The organism is Bacteroides caccae (genome assembly GCF_002222615.2).
Classification (GTDB): Bacteria; Bacteroidota; Bacteroidia; order Bacteroidales; family Bacteroidaceae; genus Bacteroides; species Bacteroides caccae.
On the sequence record NZ_CP022412.2, the window covers coordinates 103748 to 120586 of the forward strand.

At 39.3% G+C, this 16839-nt stretch carries 12 protein-coding genes and 1 tRNA gene; 6 read left to right on the plus strand and 7 right to left on the minus strand.

The window, feature by feature from the left end:
* Positions 1–118 precede the first annotated feature (118 nt).
* The 3 genes from CGC64_RS00460 to CGC64_RS00470 are packed head-to-tail and all read right to left on the minus strand — an operon-like array spanning position 119 to position 6721.
* The gene (locus tag CGC64_RS00460) at positions 119–1957 is read right to left on the minus strand and encodes an alkaline phosphatase (RefSeq protein WP_005682612.1); all 1839 of its coding nucleotides are present in this window, start codon (positions 1955–1957) and stop codon (positions 119–121) included.
* Positions 1958–1969: 12 nt separating this feature from the next.
* Positions 1970–3490 carry a SusD/RagB family nutrient-binding outer membrane lipoprotein gene (locus CGC64_RS00465; RefSeq protein ID WP_005678629.1) on the minus strand — a complete coding sequence of 507 codons (1521 nt, stop codon included), beginning with the start codon at positions 3488–3490 and terminating at the stop codon, positions 1970–1972.
* Between the two features lie 15 nt (positions 3491–3505).
* Complete coding sequence (locus CGC64_RS00470; RefSeq protein WP_005678628.1) at positions 3506–6721, minus strand: SusC/RagA family TonB-linked outer membrane protein; 3216 nt, start codon at positions 6719–6721, stop codon at positions 3506–3508.
* Between the two features lie 165 nt (positions 6722–6886).
* Between CGC64_RS00470 and CGC64_RS00475 the strand changes: the two genes are divergently transcribed.
* The 6 genes from CGC64_RS00475 (at position 6887) to CGC64_RS00500 (ending at position 11504) form a co-directional block, all read left to right on the plus strand.
* Complete coding sequence (locus tag CGC64_RS00475) at positions 6887–7486, plus strand: thymidine kinase (protein ID WP_005678627.1); 600 nt, start codon at positions 6887–6889, stop codon at positions 7484–7486.
* A 16-nt stretch (positions 7487–7502) separates the two neighbouring features.
* Entirely contained in the window at positions 7503–8636 is a 1134-nt protein-coding gene (locus CGC64_RS00480) for an AI-2E family transporter (RefSeq protein WP_005678626.1), read from the plus strand.
* 94 nt (positions 8637–8730) lie between these two features.
* Positions 8731–8803 (plus strand) — tRNA-Lys (locus tag CGC64_RS00485).
* Positions 8804–9106: 303 nt separating this feature from the next.
* Positions 9107–9463 carry an IS66 family insertion sequence element accessory protein TnpA gene (gene tnpA, locus CGC64_RS00490; RefSeq protein ID WP_005635862.1) on the plus strand — a complete coding sequence of 119 codons (357 nt, stop codon included), beginning with the start codon at positions 9107–9109 and terminating at the stop codon, positions 9461–9463.
* Positions 9447–9815 carry an IS66 family insertion sequence element accessory protein TnpB gene (tnpB, locus tag CGC64_RS00495; RefSeq protein WP_005678154.1) on the plus strand — a complete coding sequence of 123 codons (369 nt, stop codon included), beginning with the start codon at positions 9447–9449 and terminating at the stop codon, positions 9813–9815. Before tnpA ends, tnpB begins: the two co-directional genes overlap by 17 nt.
* A 75-nt stretch (positions 9816–9890) precedes the next feature.
* Positions 9891–11504: an IS66-like element ISBvu3 family transposase gene (locus CGC64_RS00500; RefSeq protein WP_005678155.1), complete on the plus strand. Its 1614-nt coding sequence runs from the start codon at positions 9891–9893 to the stop codon at positions 11502–11504.
* Positions 11505–11934: 430 nt separating this feature from the next.
* On the opposite strand, the gene CGC64_RS00505 is transcribed toward CGC64_RS00500, so the two are convergent.
* The 4 genes from CGC64_RS00505 to CGC64_RS00520 all read right to left on the minus strand — a co-directional run bounded on the left by CGC64_RS00505 (position 11935) and on the right by CGC64_RS00520 (position 16665).
* Positions 11935–13719 (minus strand): DGQHR domain-containing protein, encoded by a 1785-nt coding sequence (locus CGC64_RS00505; protein WP_005679712.1) that lies wholly within the window; start codon positions 13717–13719, stop codon positions 11935–11937.
* 13 nt (positions 13720–13732) lie between these two features.
* Positions 13733–14986: a site-specific DNA-methyltransferase gene (locus tag CGC64_RS00510; RefSeq protein WP_005679710.1), complete on the minus strand. Its 1254-nt coding sequence runs from the start codon at positions 14984–14986 to the stop codon at positions 13733–13735.
* Between the two features lie 211 nt (positions 14987–15197).
* Complete coding sequence (locus tag CGC64_RS00515) at positions 15198–16076, minus strand: DUF5712 family protein (RefSeq protein WP_005679709.1); 879 nt, start codon at positions 16074–16076, stop codon at positions 15198–15200.
* A gap of 4 nt (positions 16077–16080) precedes the next feature.
* Positions 16081–16665 carry a BfmA/BtgA family mobilization protein gene (locus CGC64_RS00520; RefSeq protein ID WP_005679708.1) on the minus strand — a complete coding sequence of 195 codons (585 nt, stop codon included), beginning with the start codon at positions 16663–16665 and terminating at the stop codon, positions 16081–16083.
* Between the last annotated feature and the right edge of the window lie 174 nt (positions 16666–16839).

Genomic DNA, 16839 nt, shown 5'->3' on the forward strand with positions numbered 1-16839 from the left:
TTTAACAGTTCTTGCATATTAAATTATGTACTAAAAAACATCCCCGAATGTACTTTTCGGCAATGCAAAAAGATACATTCGGGGATATTATCCATATTATCAGAATCGACAGTATCTATTACTTATAGAAACCCAGAATTTTATCAAATAAGGATGAGTTTTCAGCAAAACCGCAGAAATACTGTGAACAGGGGCCATAAGCATATAAAAGCGTTGGAATCCCTGTATGGTCATTCGTAAAGAAATTCCCAGTTACAGTTCCGGTTTTATAATCACCGTCCAATAAAGTCAATCCTCCCGTCTCATGATCAGAGAGTACAAGTATTAATGTTTCTCCGTTTTGATCGGCATATTCGAGAGCTTTCCCCACCAAGCGGTCAAAAGACAGATATTCGTCCACCACTGTATACAAATCATTAGCGTGGCCGCCTTTATCAACTTTTGCTCCTTCTATCATGGTGAAGAAACCTTTCTTACCTGCCGAAAGACGGGTTATCACTGTATTGAAAGATTCTTCTATCACCCGAAAATTCTTTCCATAGTCATCTCCTTGCAAACAGATAACACGCTGGTTTAAAGGAACCTGACTCAGCTGGGGCAATTGGTTACAGACTGCTATATTCTTCTCCCGCAATTGCTTCGTCAACAGACTATCGTTTGCTGCAAAAGCCTCCACCGGTGCGGCTATCACCAGATCTGCAGGCGAAGTAAGCAAATCTTCCGCTATCTCTTGCCCCATGTCCCGTTCCGGTTGATGAGCATAGTAAGCGGAAGGAGTAGCTCCCGTGATTCCGTCATTACTGATGATTCCTGTCTGAACTCCTTTTGCGGCCAAAGCTTCCGTTATGTTTTGTATTTTATTACCCAGAGAGTCGGTACCGATACGGCGGTTACGGGTTTTCTGCCCGGTAGCCAATGCAGTTCCAGCTCCAGCCGAATCAGTCGTATAGTCATTTGTCGGATTCGTTTTCAACAGTCCGATATTCTTCATTTGCATCAGATTCAGCTTGCCGCCATTAGCCGTAGCCGCAGCCCACATCTGCCCTTGCCCCGCACCGCCGTCGGAGATAAGCACAATGACATTCTTAGGCATTTTCTTGCTTCCGTCATTTTTATAGGTGGGTTGATAAATCTCATGAAACTTTCCCTTGCTGGTATAAAAGTTCTTCGGATAACGTTTCAGGAAATCATCCAGCAAAGCAGGATGGTCGGTATTCAGATAGTCCAATCCTAGTTTCATAAAAGTATTCCAAGCCGTTTTGGTATCGGGACACCCCCAGAAACGTGCCGCTTTCCCTTCGGCATGAGCTTTATCTATAAACGCTTTTACCTTGTTGTAATCGGTTTCTACCATTCTTCCCAATCCGTTCCATTGAGTCAATGTCCGGAAAGAAGTACTCATCATAGGTATACGCAGGCTCTGTTCCGGCGTATAGATGAATCGGGGTCTTCCGTCGAAGAAAATAAAATCTGCGTAATTGGAAAATTCTTCCGGTGAAGGGAGAAAGCCACTGACAACCACCCGGACTGCCAAAGGATTCTTCTTTACATCAAAACAATCCCGATATTCCAATAGTTGCTGTTCCAACACCTTCATTGTTTCCTTATAATCTGTTTTCAAGTCAATCAGTAGCTGGAAGCTCTTTCCGTTCGGGTAACCGGAGCCGCCATTCATTTCAAATTGTTCCCTGATCGGATTCAAATAAAGATTCCGGAGTTTACGGGCTTTATTAATTTCATTCTCTTTATGAGCCACATACAACTCTCCGTCTACCAGAAACACATCAGCTTCGATAGAAGCACACCGTGCGGAGTATGCAGTATAAAAAGGTACATTCTGCAAATAATCATTATGAGAATGTACATTCTCGACTGAAGAATAAACACGTGATTGAGCCGACAATAAACAAAAGGCCGACACGATCCACATTCCTACGATACTATATAACTTTTTCATTCTATCTATCATTTATCGATTAACATTTGTATTCCATTTCTGAGGTTGAAACCATACCATATCTGTTTCATTCACCATGCGTCCGATTTTCTCATTTGTCCATGAAATCAGATTCGGGTTGTTCTGCTCGTTATCCGAATAGATATAGCGCACGGGAATAGCACTTGATACCGATGTACCGACCTTCAACTCCGGATACCCGGTACGCCGCCAATTTGCGAATGCCTCAAAACCATTCAGAAAACTATCAATCCATGCCTGTGTACCTATTTGTTTCAATGCTTCATTCTGAGCTGTATTCAATGCCACATCCGGACGTGCCAGATAGACGTCCACGTCATCAGAAGAAATAGCAGCCCACTTCTGCATAGAAGCTCTGATACCTTTGGCATATTCATCGGCTGCATTCCCTGTTATCATACCTCGGATAATCGCTTCCGCTTTCAGAAACTGAAGTTCAGCAAAAGTCATCACGAAAGCACGGCTTTCGCTTCGGATCATACTGCTCAATACTGAATAATCATCCTTATCAATCTCATTCTGCTCTGCCGCACTCAGTCCCGCCGGTTGCCCGCGATAGACAAAAGGTACAGAAGCATTTGCCCGATGTGCTTCAAAAGAATGCTTTGTCGGAGCAACATAAACCGGTAAACGAGGATCATCCTTGGTTTGCAGAGCATCTACTATGGCTTCACTTACCCGGAAATTATCTCCGAATATAACACCCGATCCGTCAGAAGGCAGGTTTTTAGGTTGTATATACCACTTGTAGAAATCAACGGTATTGTTATACACCAGTGTTGCCTGGTCGTCAATAGAAGTAAAGACGGGATATTCCTGTGCATTGTTGAAGATCGCAGCTATATCGGCAGACACATCTTTCTTCGCCGACTGGCGCATCAGGATACGTACTTTTAAAGAATTTGCATATTTACGCCATTTCACTGCATCTCCATTAAAAAGAATATCGTCACTAATAGTAGCGTCAGCCTTTAATGACTTCAATAGCTGATTTGCAGTTTCAAGGTCGGCAAGCATTAATCGATACACTTCCTTCTGTTCCTGATAATGCGGAAATTCCAATCCGCTGACATCTCCTTTTCCAGCTTCATTATACGGAATATCACCATACGCATCCGTCATCAATGAGAGAACATATACTTTACAGATCAATCCCAATGCCTTATACTGAGGCTGATTGTTTTTCTCTGCAATATCAAGGATCTGATTAATATCCTTTACACTACGCATCGGAGCATTCCATTCTTCGCGGAAAGAAGCCCCGGTTATATTGAAACGCCCGAAACTTTCGTTACTTCCTCCGATATAGTTAATGTGTTGGATAAACTGTCCGGCAGCTCCATTGCCACTACCCGTCATTGAAGAAACAGCAGTACTGATAACAGTCGGCAAAAGAAGATTGGCAGGAACAGTCGGGGGATTATTGGGGTTGACATTAATCTCTTCGAAGTCACTACAACCACACACCAGTAGAAATGCGGCAAGCAACAAAGTTATTTTATTTCTTTTCATGATTTCTGTTGTTTATTAGAGAGTTACGTTAAGATTGAATCCAAAGCTTCTGGTAGAAGGTAAAGACATTGTTTCTATCCCTTTCAGTTGCCCATCGTAAGAAGCAACTTCCGGATCAATGTTGGGGACATCCGTCCAGATAAAGAGATTACGTCCGAAAGCTGATACAGAGACGTTTTTCAACGGAGTATTCTTCAGCCATTTCTTTGGAAGGGTATATCCGATTTTCAGTTCACGCAGCTTCACGTAAGAAGCGTCGAAGGTGGCAATCATATCGTTGTCATAGTACGCCTGCACGTAGTTTCTCACCGGTACAGCCACTGTATTCTTCTGTCCCGTTTCCACATCGATACCGTCTGCTACAATCATTCCGGCTCCGTCAGCATCACGCCATGCCAGAGATTCTTTCAACGAACCATTTCTCATCCCTTCAATATAAGTACGTGAGTAAACAGAACCTCCGTGCTGAAATCCGAAAAGCGCACTGAACGTCCAGTTCTTATATTTGAAATCCGTACCAAGACCACCCGTCCAATCAGGATTCACATTTCCCAAATATCCCCAGTCACCGTTTTCTTCTACCGGCAGGCCGTTTTTCAGTTGCAGTTGTCCGTCTTTGTATACCAGATAATCACCGTAAAGAGAACCATAAGAACCATCGCCCTTAGTGTTTTCAGTACGTAATTCCAGAGAGGCCCACCGTTCAATTTGGCGAATACGTGAGATTCCTTTATCTTCCGCCAAAGCAACTACTTTGTTCTTATTCTTGGAGAAGTTGAAGTTCAAGCTCCATTCAAGGTCTTTGGTACGCACAGGAACCACGTTGACCATTAACTCTATTCCCTGATTAGTCATCTTTCCAACATTCATCAGTTTCGTATCATATCCGGCAGACGGATTCAGCGTGATCGGAATAATCAAATCAGTAGTAATACTTTTATAGTAAGCCACATCGATCCCTACGCGGCTATTGAAAAAGCGAAAATCACCACCAAACTCGTAGGATACTACTTTCTCCGGTTTGATATCCGGGTTTGGATAGTTATTATTGGCAGTTGCAGTAGAGTTACCTCCCCACCCTTGAGAAATGATAAAGTTGGAAGCCGTCTGATAAGGTTCCAAATCCCGACGTACCATAGAGGTACTTGTTCTTACTTTGGCAAATGTCAGGATATTGCTCCTTATATCGAACAAGTCTGTCAGCACAGCACTCAGAGAAGCCGAAGGATAGAAATAAGAATTATTTTTCTTGGGCAACGCGCTTGACCAATCGTTTCTTCCTGTCAGATCAAGAAACAATCCGTTCAAATAGCTGAACTGTGCCGTTACATACAAACTGTTCACCTTCTTCTGTGTAAGAGAATTACCCGCAAGAATCGGTTTAGCATTATTTGTCAGGTTGTATACCCCGGGAATAGTCAGTTCCGGTGCAATGGCCCCCAGTCGCTTGGATATCTGGTTCATCATATTTCCTCCGGCAGAAATACTGAACCCGAAGTTTCTTACAGCCTCATCCGGCAGACGGTAACTCAACAGAAAGTCATTGTTTATTTCCATAAAAGAAACGTCATCTTCCTGATAATAACCGTTGAAGAAAGATTGTGAAGTTACGGCATGACGCATCGTTCTCTTGTCCGAATATACATCAAGCCCCGAACGGATTTGTAAAGACAGCCCCTTGAGAATATCATATTTCAAACGAAGATTTCCGTAGACACGATCGCGGGTATTTCCGTTGAGATTATTGTAGACCACAAAATAAGGGTTGTTGATTCCTGTAGACGTTTCATCACCGATAGGTGTATTCTGGGCTACATTTTCTTTTCCATCACGCCACTGCTGCTGCAAGGAATTCAGACTGACATTTCGCGGCATTTTCAAGAAGATAGCCATGATGTTGTCAGCGTTCTTCGCTCCCGTACTTGCCCGGTTGTCGCTGTTGGTATGTACATAGTTCATAGTCACATCGGCACGCAACTGTGGAATGATCTGATATCCGGCAGACAAACCTATCGTATTCTTCGCCAGCCCGGTATTAGGGACAATACCCTTCTGCTGATTATTAGTATACGTCAAGCGATAATTCAGTTTATCGTTCGAGTTACTCAGCGTGATTGTATTAGAGATATTATGTCCCGTCTGAAGGAAATCTTCCAATTGATTACCTCCGGACACAAAAGGGATTGCAATCCGGTTTCCGTTATCATCCAACGGAGAGTCAAACTGAGTAATAAGCTGCCCGTTCATTGCGGGGCCCCAGTTGGCTACGTCCTTATCGTTCACACCACCTCCGGCACCGTCAACATAAGCGTATTTTCCTTCCAGCCCCTGGCCGAAACTGTTCTGAAATTCCGGAAGCCGAAGGGCAGTCTCAAAAGAAACGGTAGAGCTATATGTCACTCCAAGTCCTTTTTGCCCTTTCCCGCTTTTGGTGGTAATCAGAATCACTCCGTTAGCGGCACGTGCACCGTAAAGAGCCGAAGCGTTCGGACCTTTCAGAATAGAAACACTCTCAATATCTTCCTGATTTATCTCTCCGGCAGCGTTTCCGTAGTCTACTTCAGCTTCACCTGATGTAAAATTAGGATTATTGTAGTCCTGGCGTCCGGTGAAACTTCGAGTAGACTGCTCATTGTTATTACTAATAGGCACACCGTCTACCACAAATAAAGGAGAGTTGTTATAGTTGTATCCGCCCACGAAGTTTTGACCACGTATCTGAATACTCGAAGAAGCTCCGATGCCACCAGAAGAATTCGTAATCTGCACACCTGCAATACGGTTGCTCAACGCGTTCACAAAATTGGATTCGTGCGCTTGCACCACTCCGTCACCTCCCAACTTCTGTACCGAATATCCCAATGATTTAGCCTCGCGGGTGATACCCAGGGCAGTAACCACGACTTCCCCAAGCACTTTGGTATCCTCTTCCATTATCAGACTGACAATCTCTTTTTCCGGTTTAAACACAACCTTTTTGAACCCTACACAAGCAGCCTCCAGTTCGCCTATCTTGTTCATAATCTTCAATACGAAGTTACCATTGACATCCGTTATGGTACCATTAGTTGTTCCTTTCTCAATGATAGTAGCTCCGATAACGGGTTCTCCGTTCGGCGTTTTAATCGTACCTTTCACCTTTTCAACAGGCACAGGGGGATTTGCCATTGCAGCAGCCACACTGCACAACAGCATCAACAAACAAACTTTTACCTTAAACATTGTTTTCATTTAATTATATTAATAAATAAATCCTGATTTACGGCTGCAAAAGTATCGGAGCGGATTTACAAAAGCGAGACAAGAAAGTTACAATGCCAACACTATTTTATTTCAAAAAAGTTATGCTACCTTTGTACACACATTTATTTAATCAAGGAAGCACGAAATCATATCATGGTATTATTCTCAGAAGATCATATACAAGAGACTAAAAGAAGAGGTAGAATCGAAGTTATCTGCGGCTCCATGTTTTCCGGAAAGACGGAGGAACTAATTCGTAGAATGAAAAGAGCCAAGTTTGCCCGCCAACGTGTGGAGATATTCAAACCAGCTATCGACACCCGTTATTCGGAAGAAGATGTGGTTTCACACGATAGTCACTCTATCGCTTCTACTCCTATCGACTCATCGGCAAGTATCCTGCTATTCACTTCCGAAATAGATGTAGTGGGTATTGACGAAGCTCAGTTTTTCGACAGCGGACTAATTGATATCTGCAACCAGCTTGCCAATAATGGTGTACGTGTCATCATCGCCGGACTGGATATGGACTTCAAAGGGAACCCTTTCGGACCAATGCCTCAGTTATGCGCCATTGCAGACGAAGTATCAAAAGTGCACGCTATCTGTGTGAAATGCGGACAGTTGGCTTCTTTCTCGCATCGCACGGTGAAGAATGACAAACAGGTTCTTTTGGGAGAAACAGCAGAATATGAGCCTCTCTGCAGGGAGTGTTATCTCCGTGCGCTCGAAGAGGACGGACAAAAAATATAAACTAACAATTACATATATGGAAAGGAAAAAAATAACATTCGACAGTTTTATACGTGGTGCCATCGGATGTGTATTGGTGGTAGGAATATTAATGCTGGTGGAACGACTGAGCGGAGTGTTATTGCCCTTCTTTATTGCGTGGCTGATCGCTTACATGGTTTATCCGCTGGTCAAATTCTTCCAATACAAGCTGAAGTTGAAAAGTCGTATCGTCTCTATCCTCTGTGCATTATTCCTGATTACAGTTGTCGGAGTATCCTTATTTTATCTGTTAGTACCGCCAATGATTTCGGAAATCAGCAGAATGAATGACTTGCTCGTGACTTACCTCACCAACGGTGCCGGCAACAACGTCCCTCAAAATCTTTCCGAGTTTATCCATGAGAATATCGACCTTCAAGCGCTCAACCGTATATTAAGCGAGGAGAATATTCTTGCAGCTATCAAGGATACCGTGCCCAGGATGTGGGCTTTGCTTGCAGAATCTCTCAATATTCTATTTAGCATTCTTGCGTCCTTTATTATCTTATTATATGTTATTTTTATATTGCTGGATTATGAAGCAATAGCCGAAGGGTGGTTGCACCTGCTTCCGAACAAGTACCGTACATTTGCCTCCAATCTGGTTCATGACGTGCAGGACGGTATGAACAGATATTTTCGTGGTCAAGCTTTGGTGGCATTTTGCGTAGGTATCCTGTTCAGCATAGGTTTCCTCATTATTGATTTTCCAATGGCTATCGCTCTGGGACTTTTCATCGGTGCTCTCAACATGGTTCCTTATCTGCAAATCATAGGTTTCCTTCCCACTGTATTGCTAGCTATCCTCAAAGCAGCGGATACGGGGCAGAATTTCTGGATTATCATTGCATGCGCATTAGCTGTCTTTGCTATCGTACAAATTATACAGGATACTTTTCTCGTCCCCAAAATTATGGGAAAGATTACCGGCCTAAATCCTGCTATTATCCTTTTATCACTTTCTATCTGGGGCTCATTAATGGGAATGTTGGGAATGATTATTGCTTTACCGTTAACAACTTTAATGCTCTCTTACTACCAACGCTTTATTATCAACAAAGAAAAGATAAAATATGATGAAGTAGAAACAACTGATAATCAAGAAACAAGCAGTAAAAAGGAAAAATAATTGGAACTTTTTTCCACGAAACGCTTGCAAATTAAATAAAAGTCACTACCTTTGCACCCGCAATCAGGAAATAACTGATTTGCAAATAAGGATTGATTCGCTAGCTCAGCAGGTAGAGCACAACACTTTTAATGTTGGGGTCCTGGGTTCGAGCCCCAGGCGGATCACTGAAAACAAAAGAAAAATCAAGCAAATCCCTGATAATCAAGCATTATCAGGGATTTCTTTTTTCTGGCAGGTAGCAGAAAATAGCCGTTTCAAGCATATTATCGGTGAATAAATCGTGGGACTAAAATTTAGTCGGAAAAAGTCCCACGAATTTGTGTCTTTCTCGCTGATTCATAGCATTTTGCATAGACTTGCTTTGGAAGAGAAAACTCTCGGTTTAACTGAACCATGGTAAGCATCCGATAAAGTACACATTGTAGACCTAAAAACTCTTCTATTACTTTGCGTTCAAAAACGTAGTTATGAAACGATCAATGAGTAAAGAAGAGTTTTTAGCGCTATATCAGCGCCAACAGTCCAGCGGACTAACCATAAAGGATTTCTGTGATAATGAATCGTATCCTGCTTCCTGTTTTCATTATTGGAAGAAGAAATATGGATTGAGTCACCCATATACCAAACACACCGAACCTACAGGTGATTCGTTTATCCCTCTTAATATTAATCATACTCCTGCCATTCCCACTTCATCATGTGGTGACAGGCATGTAACCATAGAACTTCCATCCGGCATAAAGATCCACCTCAACATCCTAAGTAATCCGGAGATTATTTATGGCCTGATCAGTAAATTATGTAGCCATGTTCTGCCTGAATGATACGATGCGCTACTTCCTGTGTCCCGGGAAGACAGATATGCGCAAAGGAATAAATTCCCTTTGTGGGCTTGTTCATGATAAAATGGGATATGACGTTCGACTTGGCGATGTGTTTATCTTTGTCAACCGAAGCAGAACAACCATGAAACTTCTGCATGCCGAAGACGGAGGTATGGTTTTATACATAAAACGCCTTGAGGAAGGTACCTTCAGACTTCCTTCCTATGATAGTGAAAGCCGTTCCTATCCCATGGAATGGCGTGATTTAGTACTGATGGTGGAAGGCATAACCGATAATCCGAGTGATAGACTCAAACGTCTTAAAGCCGGTCGAAAAGAAGGATTTTATTGATTAAAAAGAGCTTCCTAAACTTGTATAGCTGTACGATTTTCAGTATCTTTACATTATAATAAGATACTAAAAAGAATGATTCATACAGATACGATGGAACTAATAATCAAGAATCAACAGGAGCAAATAAAAGGGCTTCTGGAGACAAATCGTACCCTTGTAGAATCAAATCAGAAACTTATGGAACAGACGGGAGAACTGCAGCAAAAAGTACAGGAACTCCTGTCGCAAGTAGCCTGGTTAAACAGACAGCTTTTCGGCAGAAAGAGTGAAAAGCTGGCATCCTTGGATCCCAACCAGCTTGCCTTGTTTGATACCTTGGCTAATCCCAGGCAAGAGGAAACGGATCTTGTGGAGACTGGCGTAGGCACTAGGACATGTAAACCGGACGGAAAGAAAAAAGAATCCCGCCGTAATCGGGAACTGTTAGAGGGGCTGCCCGTTGTGGAAGTCATTGTCGAACCTGATAATGTGGATCTGAATCGATATCGTCGTATAGGTGAAGAGCGCACACGTACGCTTGAATTTGAACCGGGAAAGCTATATGTCAAAGAGACAGTACGTCCCAAATACGGACTCAAAAATAATTTAAGTCTTCCCAAAGAGGGTGAAAGCGGTGTCATAATAGCACCGCTTCCACCTTCCCCTATATACAAATGTCTGGCAGGACCTTCCTTGCTAGCCGAAATACTTCTGCAGAAATATGAATATCATGTTCCCTTTTACCGTCAGGTAAAGGAATACAGACATTTGGGTGTACGACTGCCGGAAAGTACTTTAAGCGGGTGGTTTAAGCCGGTATGTGAGTTATTAAGTCCTCTTTATTCGGAATTAGTAAAGCTCGTAACGGGCAGCGGATATGTTCAGGTCGACGAAACCACAGTACGGGTCATCAACAAAGGAAAGGGAAAAACCGATAAGGAGTATTTATGGATGGTCAGGGCAGTTATGGAAAAACAGGTCATCTTCCATTATGATGACGGTTCCCGATCCGGACAGACAATCAGAAATTTATTAAAGGACTTCAAAGGATATCTTCAAAGTGACGGATACAGTGCCTACAATGCGTTTGATGGCACTAAGGACGTGTGCCTTATTGCCTGTCTGGCCCATATCAGAAGACATATGGAGCTGGCACTGGATGAAAATAGATCACTTGCTGAATATGCTCTTAAACAAATACAGGAACTATATCATATTGAGCAGATAGCAGATGCCCGGAAACTCGATGCGCAGGGACGATGTGCACTCCGCCAGCGTTTGGCAACTCCCATACTTGACTCCTTTGAAAAATGGGTGGAACAGACTTATGGCAAAGTACCACCAAGAAGTCGCATGGGACAAGCTATTACCTATACTTATCCTCTTTGGCCAAGAATGAAGAATTACCTGAAAGATGGAAATCTGAAAATCGATAATAATCTGGCGGAAAATGCGATTAGACCACTTACTTTGTCCAGAAAGAACTTCCTCTTTTGTGGTAACCACGAGGCTGCTGAAAATACAGCAATCATATGCTCACTATTAGCTACCTGTAAAGCACAGGAAATTAACCCAAGGGAATGGCTGAATGATGTCATAGCCAAACTTCCATACTATCTGGAAAAGGACTCCGGGAAAAATGTTCGTGAACTTCTTCCGGATGTTTGGAAGTTAGAGAAATCCAACACGAATCCAATTGGAGTTTAAATATTTATGTTGAAGAATAAAAAAAACTCGATATTAGCTTTTGACTAAAGTTGATATCGAGTTTTCTATTTTATGAAAATACAATGTGTACTTTATCGGATGCTTACGAACCATGTAATCCAGCACAATTCAGGCATAAAAAAAGAGAGTTACTTTCGTGTAACTCTCTGATTTCTAAGTGATCCGCCTGGGATTCTCCTTACAGAGATACCACGCTGATATTTAAAACTTTATATTTCTTGCTTCAAGCATATCCCATGAATTATCCCACTAATTTGCTACGTGCTTTTGCGGTAGTTTGCTCATGGAGAATACTAGGGGCAAAGATAGCTTAAAATCTCTTATGAGAAATAGTAATTTGAAAAAATAAAATGAAATATCAAAAACAGATCAAATAATCGTTTTTAGTTAAAAGACAACTCTCATTGAATCATATGGCATTTTCAAAATATTTTGCATATATATCTTTACCCATTTTTCTATATTGGCTAGATTTGTATTTTTTAAAGTCAAATTTGTCGATGTCTTTTAACTTTTCTTTATAGTTTTGAATATCTGATATTTTATTATTCTCAATTAGTAATCTTAATACATTTAACACTCCATTTATAAATGTAACATTTAACATTCCATTAGGATTTTGAGGAGTATATGTTTCCCATTTGTCTGAGCTTAATTCGGATTTAAATGCAATTAAAAGATCTCTTATTTTCGTAATGCAAAAACTAATATATTCATTCAATATTTGATATTCTTCTGATTTCCTTTCTTTTAACCTGGCTTTATCTTGATTTTCCCATAAGCTGTATAAACTATCTTTGCTTTTTATGTCGTCAAGTTTAATTAATGGTTTTAAACCAAAACTGACAATTGAAGCTGTTTTAATTTTGCCCTTTTCAAAAGAGTATTGCTCAATCAAATTACTTAATGGTCCATTCGAATTCAGCCCTTTTAAAATTCTTTTACCTATAGCGATATTTGAGAATGGAGTAATCATTAATTCTATTTCTTGTTGCAATTTAGGCTTTACTTTGGTCTGGTTTAAATTAATTTCTAAAAATAGATTAGCTTCAAACTTTAATCGGCTTTCTTTACTTTCCTTTTGAGGAAATAAAATTCCAGTAACTAATAAATTTTGTATCTTTCTCAGTTTGGCAATATGAGGTTCGTAGATATCATCTCCTTCATGATAAGCATAGGTTCTATGTTGGCCATCAATTAGTCCTATGATATTACACTCATCGTTAATCTCTATCAAAGCCGGAGTTACATTTGTAGAAGCATTATCTCCTTCAAATTCACCTTTATCATTTATAATAATAGGATTTCCTTTGCGATCAAATAGTTTAATTTGGTTTTCTGCAATTGTAGAAATAATATTGTTTATAAAAACTCTGCTATTTTCCGTCAAATATTTTCTCATACTTGATATTTTTTTTGCTTCGAACATTCTTTGGTAGTAGCCTATGTTTTCTTTTTCTCTCCAACCTTCTTGGCGCAAAACATAAGCTCTTTTTATTAATGATTCAGCATCAATATAGAAAGATACAATTTTATAACCTTCTTTGAAAGAACTTTTTTCTTCTGGTAAAATATGTCCAGAGAATTTGTTGATGGAAATATGTCCTGATCCTAATATGTTTTCACCAAATTCGTTAAATGGGATGCCTATAAATTCTAAGAATTCGTATTTACTTGATTTTTTTATTACTTTTGTCAAACTTTTAAAATATTGTACTATGTGATAATCAAAATAAATAACATCATTAACAACACTTTTATGTTCTTCTGATATGCTTTTTTTAGAGCAATATAAGATTTTCACTCTTAATTGATTAATGGAATATTTATCTTTAATGTTATCTTGGTAATACTTTTTAAAACTGCTAAGCTTTTCTTCTTGCAGCATAAAATTTATGAAGGCTTTTTTATCACTATTAACTCTGTCATAGAATATACTTTTCTTTAACAAATGAGGATCTCCAATGGTGTATTCTGTTAGTAAAATAACATTCTCAAATATAAATATATCATCTAATTCCGATGTTCTCCCTTCATAATTAAATTCTTTACCATCAATATAAGATAGCTTCTCGAAACCTATATTTTTAAGGATATCGCATATCTCTTTTTTCTGATTTCGTTGCTCGTTGCGTTGAGAAATTTCGGCAGAAGAGAGTCTTTTCTTGGTTTTCTTTGTATTTTTCTTAGCCATAGTAGGAAGTCATTTAGTCGTAATCTTTTTCGTTTAAATCAACACAGATATCGCTTATCACTTTAACTTTTGGGGATGATATATCAATATCTTTAATATATGAATAGGAATTAGTTTTTGAATAACCAAAAATATTTTTTGATTTTACTTTATTTTCTTTTACGCACTTAAATATTGCTTCTATTCCAAATTTTGACAAAGGAGGCTTGACTATAATTTCGTTGATAAGTTTTAAAATATTATTTGATTCAGCATCACCTATAATTTGATATTCGGCAACTATAGACTTATTTCTTTTACTACTTTTATTTTTTATCGTAACAAAAATTTTAAAATCATCCCTTGCTGTTTCTTCTTCAATTTTATTTATAAGTAAACGAGCAAATTTTAGTGCCCTTAAATTTAAGATTTGTGTCTCAAAGTTACTCTGATTATTTTGTTGCTCCAATAATTCATATTCTTTCCGGTATTTTTTTATCGTTCGCTTAATATAATTTTCAAACATTTTTATATATTCATTATTGAGTTCAAACCCAATGTAGTTCCTTTTCATATAAGCAGATTGAGTTAGCACTGTTCCACTTCCTGCAAAAGGGTCTAATATTATATCATTTTCATCTGTGCTTATTTGTATCATGGTTGCTACTAACTCTTTTGGTAGTGGACAAAAATGACGAATATACTCATCTCCCCAAGATCCTTGAACAGGAATAGGGAATTCCCATATTTCATCTAATGCTTTTCCTTTCGGATTATATCTTTCTGGGTATTTAACCCACCATTTTTTTAATTGTGAGGTGTCGTAGATTCTTACTTTATCTTTGTTCGACTTATATTTCGGAGACTTTGAAAAGAATAATATGTATTCAAATTTTCTTTGCATAAATCCATTTGTAGACCAAGGTACTGTTTTATCTTTTTTCCAAATAATTATATCTTGGAGAAACCAACCTATATCTTTAAGTTTATTAGCTAGATCAAAAGGTAGAGAAACTACTTGATTATTTCTTTTGAAAGTATCAATTATAATCCAAAGTGTACCATCATCTTTTGTGATTTTCAAGATTTGTCCAAATATGTTTTGCAAATCATTTAAGTAGTCTTCATATATCTGTCCATAGCCAACTTGATTTTCAGAACCGTAATCTTTCATGTCGAAATACGGTGGTGATGTGATCGTAGTCTGGATTTCTATATTTTGCGGTATTGATTCAAGAATATGCCTAGAGTCAATATTGTATACTTGATTTAATTTGTTTTTTGCCATCTTTCTTTTACGATGTATGTATACTTATTTAAATCATATCAGTTAAACAAGTTTACTAGATGTAGACTTATTAGTAAGTGGGTTTCACTTATGGAGTACAAAAATACAAATAAAAACAAAAAAGTAGTATAACTTTGTCTTCAAATGTTTTACCAACTTGATTTTAGTGTGCTAAAGTAACTTTATCGTGCTATTTAATAGTTAGTGTTGATTATAGTCTTAGAGATTTTTTCTTTTTCTTCTTATTAGGTTTGGGTATGTGTTCATTATGTTGGGATGAAAAACTTGTTTCAGATGAAATGAAAGAATTAAGCGAACTGCATATTTTGTCTTTTTCAAAATCGATAGAAATAAGGCTTTGCTGATTGCTATACTGATCGACTTCTATTATTCTTTCATCGAATTTAACTTCTTGCCCTTGTAGCTTAAGCTGTTCATATATAGAACCGTTCTTCATGGTATTGGCATACTCAAATGATTCAGATAGTTGGCGATCATAGCGAAAGAGTTTGTCAAAGCCCTGTTCTGCTTGTTGAAAGAGGTTCACTCGGTCAAAACCACCTATGATTATCCCTTTCTTGGTGCTTTTGTGATTTGTAAGCGGTGACAACTTCTTTTTGTTGGATTGGTCTTTTCGACTGACAATCAAATGACAGTGCATATTCAGTTCATTATCTGAACGGTTGCGGGCAAAGTGAATCTTCCCATAAAACTTTATATCCGAAGCGGATAGTTCTTTATTGAAGTTTTGGGCATATTCAGGAATAAACACCTCACGGATATAGCGTTTCATTGCTTCGGTTTGTTCTTGTTCTGTGTTACCCATCGCTCGGAGTTCTCTCTCCGATGGACTGACATGAATAGCGTAAAACTTAGCATCTGTTTTTAGGAGTTGCCCGATATTGCTATCTATATCTTCTATGACGGCTGATTTACATATATTATCCTCCGTCAGGTTGAAAAAGCCTTCGGTATAAATACCTTTTTCCATCCGTTCCAAATCTTCGTGCTCCAAATAGCTTGCCAGTTGTCGGCTACTCCCTGCATTGTTGTATGTTCCTTTCGAGGGTGGGGCAAAATCGATGTGCATAAGCCTATGTATTTATCAGGTTGATAATCTCTACTTTTAGGCTCTCTTTCCGTTTGCTATCCATCACACCACAAGCGGATAACTCCGAATAGAGCTGTATTAGGTGAAGTAACTTTTTATAATCTCGTTGGTGTATCTGGTAGAGTGCGTTAATCTGTTTGGACTGGTTGTTTATCACATCGGCATGATTGCCGAACTGTTCGCTTAACTTTTTCAGCACGGCTGTTTGTCTCTCCTGACTGGCTTCCAGTTGAGAGAGAATAAGAGTTTCCATAGTTTTGCCGATAGTATCAAAGCGTAAAGCGATAGAATTTGTAGCCCGTATCATGGGATTCAGTTGTTCTTCCTCATAGTGACGGATGAAACGGATAATATCATCCTGTCTCTTATTTATTTTCGCCAGTTCCAATTTTACAGATTCCGGTGCTTCGGATGGGTTGATATGTGCCTTGTCTATATATCCGAACGCCAGTTTTACAACTTCACTCTTTTTCAGTGAATAGCGTTTGCATATCTTCTCTACCAAAGCTGCCGTTTCCTTGTCTATGGAAATGGTAGTGAATATCGTTTTTCGACTGTTGTTTGGCATGGTAATTACTTTTTTATAGAAATATGAATAGATAAATGCTTGATAATAAGCATTGCAAAGAAAATGCTTATTACAGGTATCATTACAGCGTGTTTTTGTAACACGCTAAAGCCGAAGGCTTTGCCCCGCAGGGCAAGAGTGAAGAACAGGACTTGTCCAGTTCCCTCTTGCTCG

What these genes read in the sequence shown, in the direction of transcription:
- CGC64_RS00460 (WP_005682612.1), bottom strand. Translation starts at nt 1,957, where the DNA reads ATGAAAAAGTTATATAGTATCGTAGGAATGTGGATCGTGTCGGCCTTT.
- CGC64_RS00465 (WP_005678629.1), bottom strand. Translation starts at nt 3,490, where the DNA reads ATGAAAAGAAATAAAATAACTTTGTTGCTTGCCGCATTTCTACTGGTG.
- CGC64_RS00470 (WP_005678628.1), bottom strand. Translation starts at nt 6,721, where the DNA reads ATGAAAACAATGTTTAAGGTAAAAGTTTGTTTGTTGATGCTGTTGTGC.
- CGC64_RS00475 (WP_005678627.1), top strand. Translation starts at nt 6,887, where the DNA reads ATGGTATTATTCTCAGAAGATCATATACAAGAGACTAAAAGAAGAGGT.
- CGC64_RS00480 (WP_005678626.1), top strand. Translation starts at nt 7,503, where the DNA reads ATGGAAAGGAAAAAAATAACATTCGACAGTTTTATACGTGGTGCCATC.
- tnpA (WP_005635862.1), top strand. Translation starts at nt 9,107, where the DNA reads ATGAAACGATCAATGAGTAAAGAAGAGTTTTTAGCGCTATATCAGCGC.
- tnpB (WP_005678154.1), top strand. Translation starts at nt 9,447, where the DNA reads ATGTTCTGCCTGAATGATACGATGCGCTACTTCCTGTGTCCCGGGAAG.
- CGC64_RS00500 (WP_005678155.1), top strand. Translation starts at nt 9,891, where the DNA reads ATGATTCATACAGATACGATGGAACTAATAATCAAGAATCAACAGGAG.
- CGC64_RS00505 (WP_005679712.1), bottom strand. Translation starts at nt 13,719, where the DNA reads ATGGCTAAGAAAAATACAAAGAAAACCAAGAAAAGACTCTCTTCTGCC.
- CGC64_RS00510 (WP_005679710.1), bottom strand. Translation starts at nt 14,986, where the DNA reads ATGGCAAAAAACAAATTAAATCAAGTATACAATATTGACTCTAGGCAT.
- CGC64_RS00515 (WP_005679709.1), bottom strand. Translation starts at nt 16,076, where the DNA reads ATGCACATCGATTTTGCCCCACCCTCGAAAGGAACATACAACAATGCA.
- CGC64_RS00520 (WP_005679708.1), bottom strand. Translation starts at nt 16,665, where the DNA reads ATGCCAAACAACAGTCGAAAAACGATATTCACTACCATTTCCATAGAC.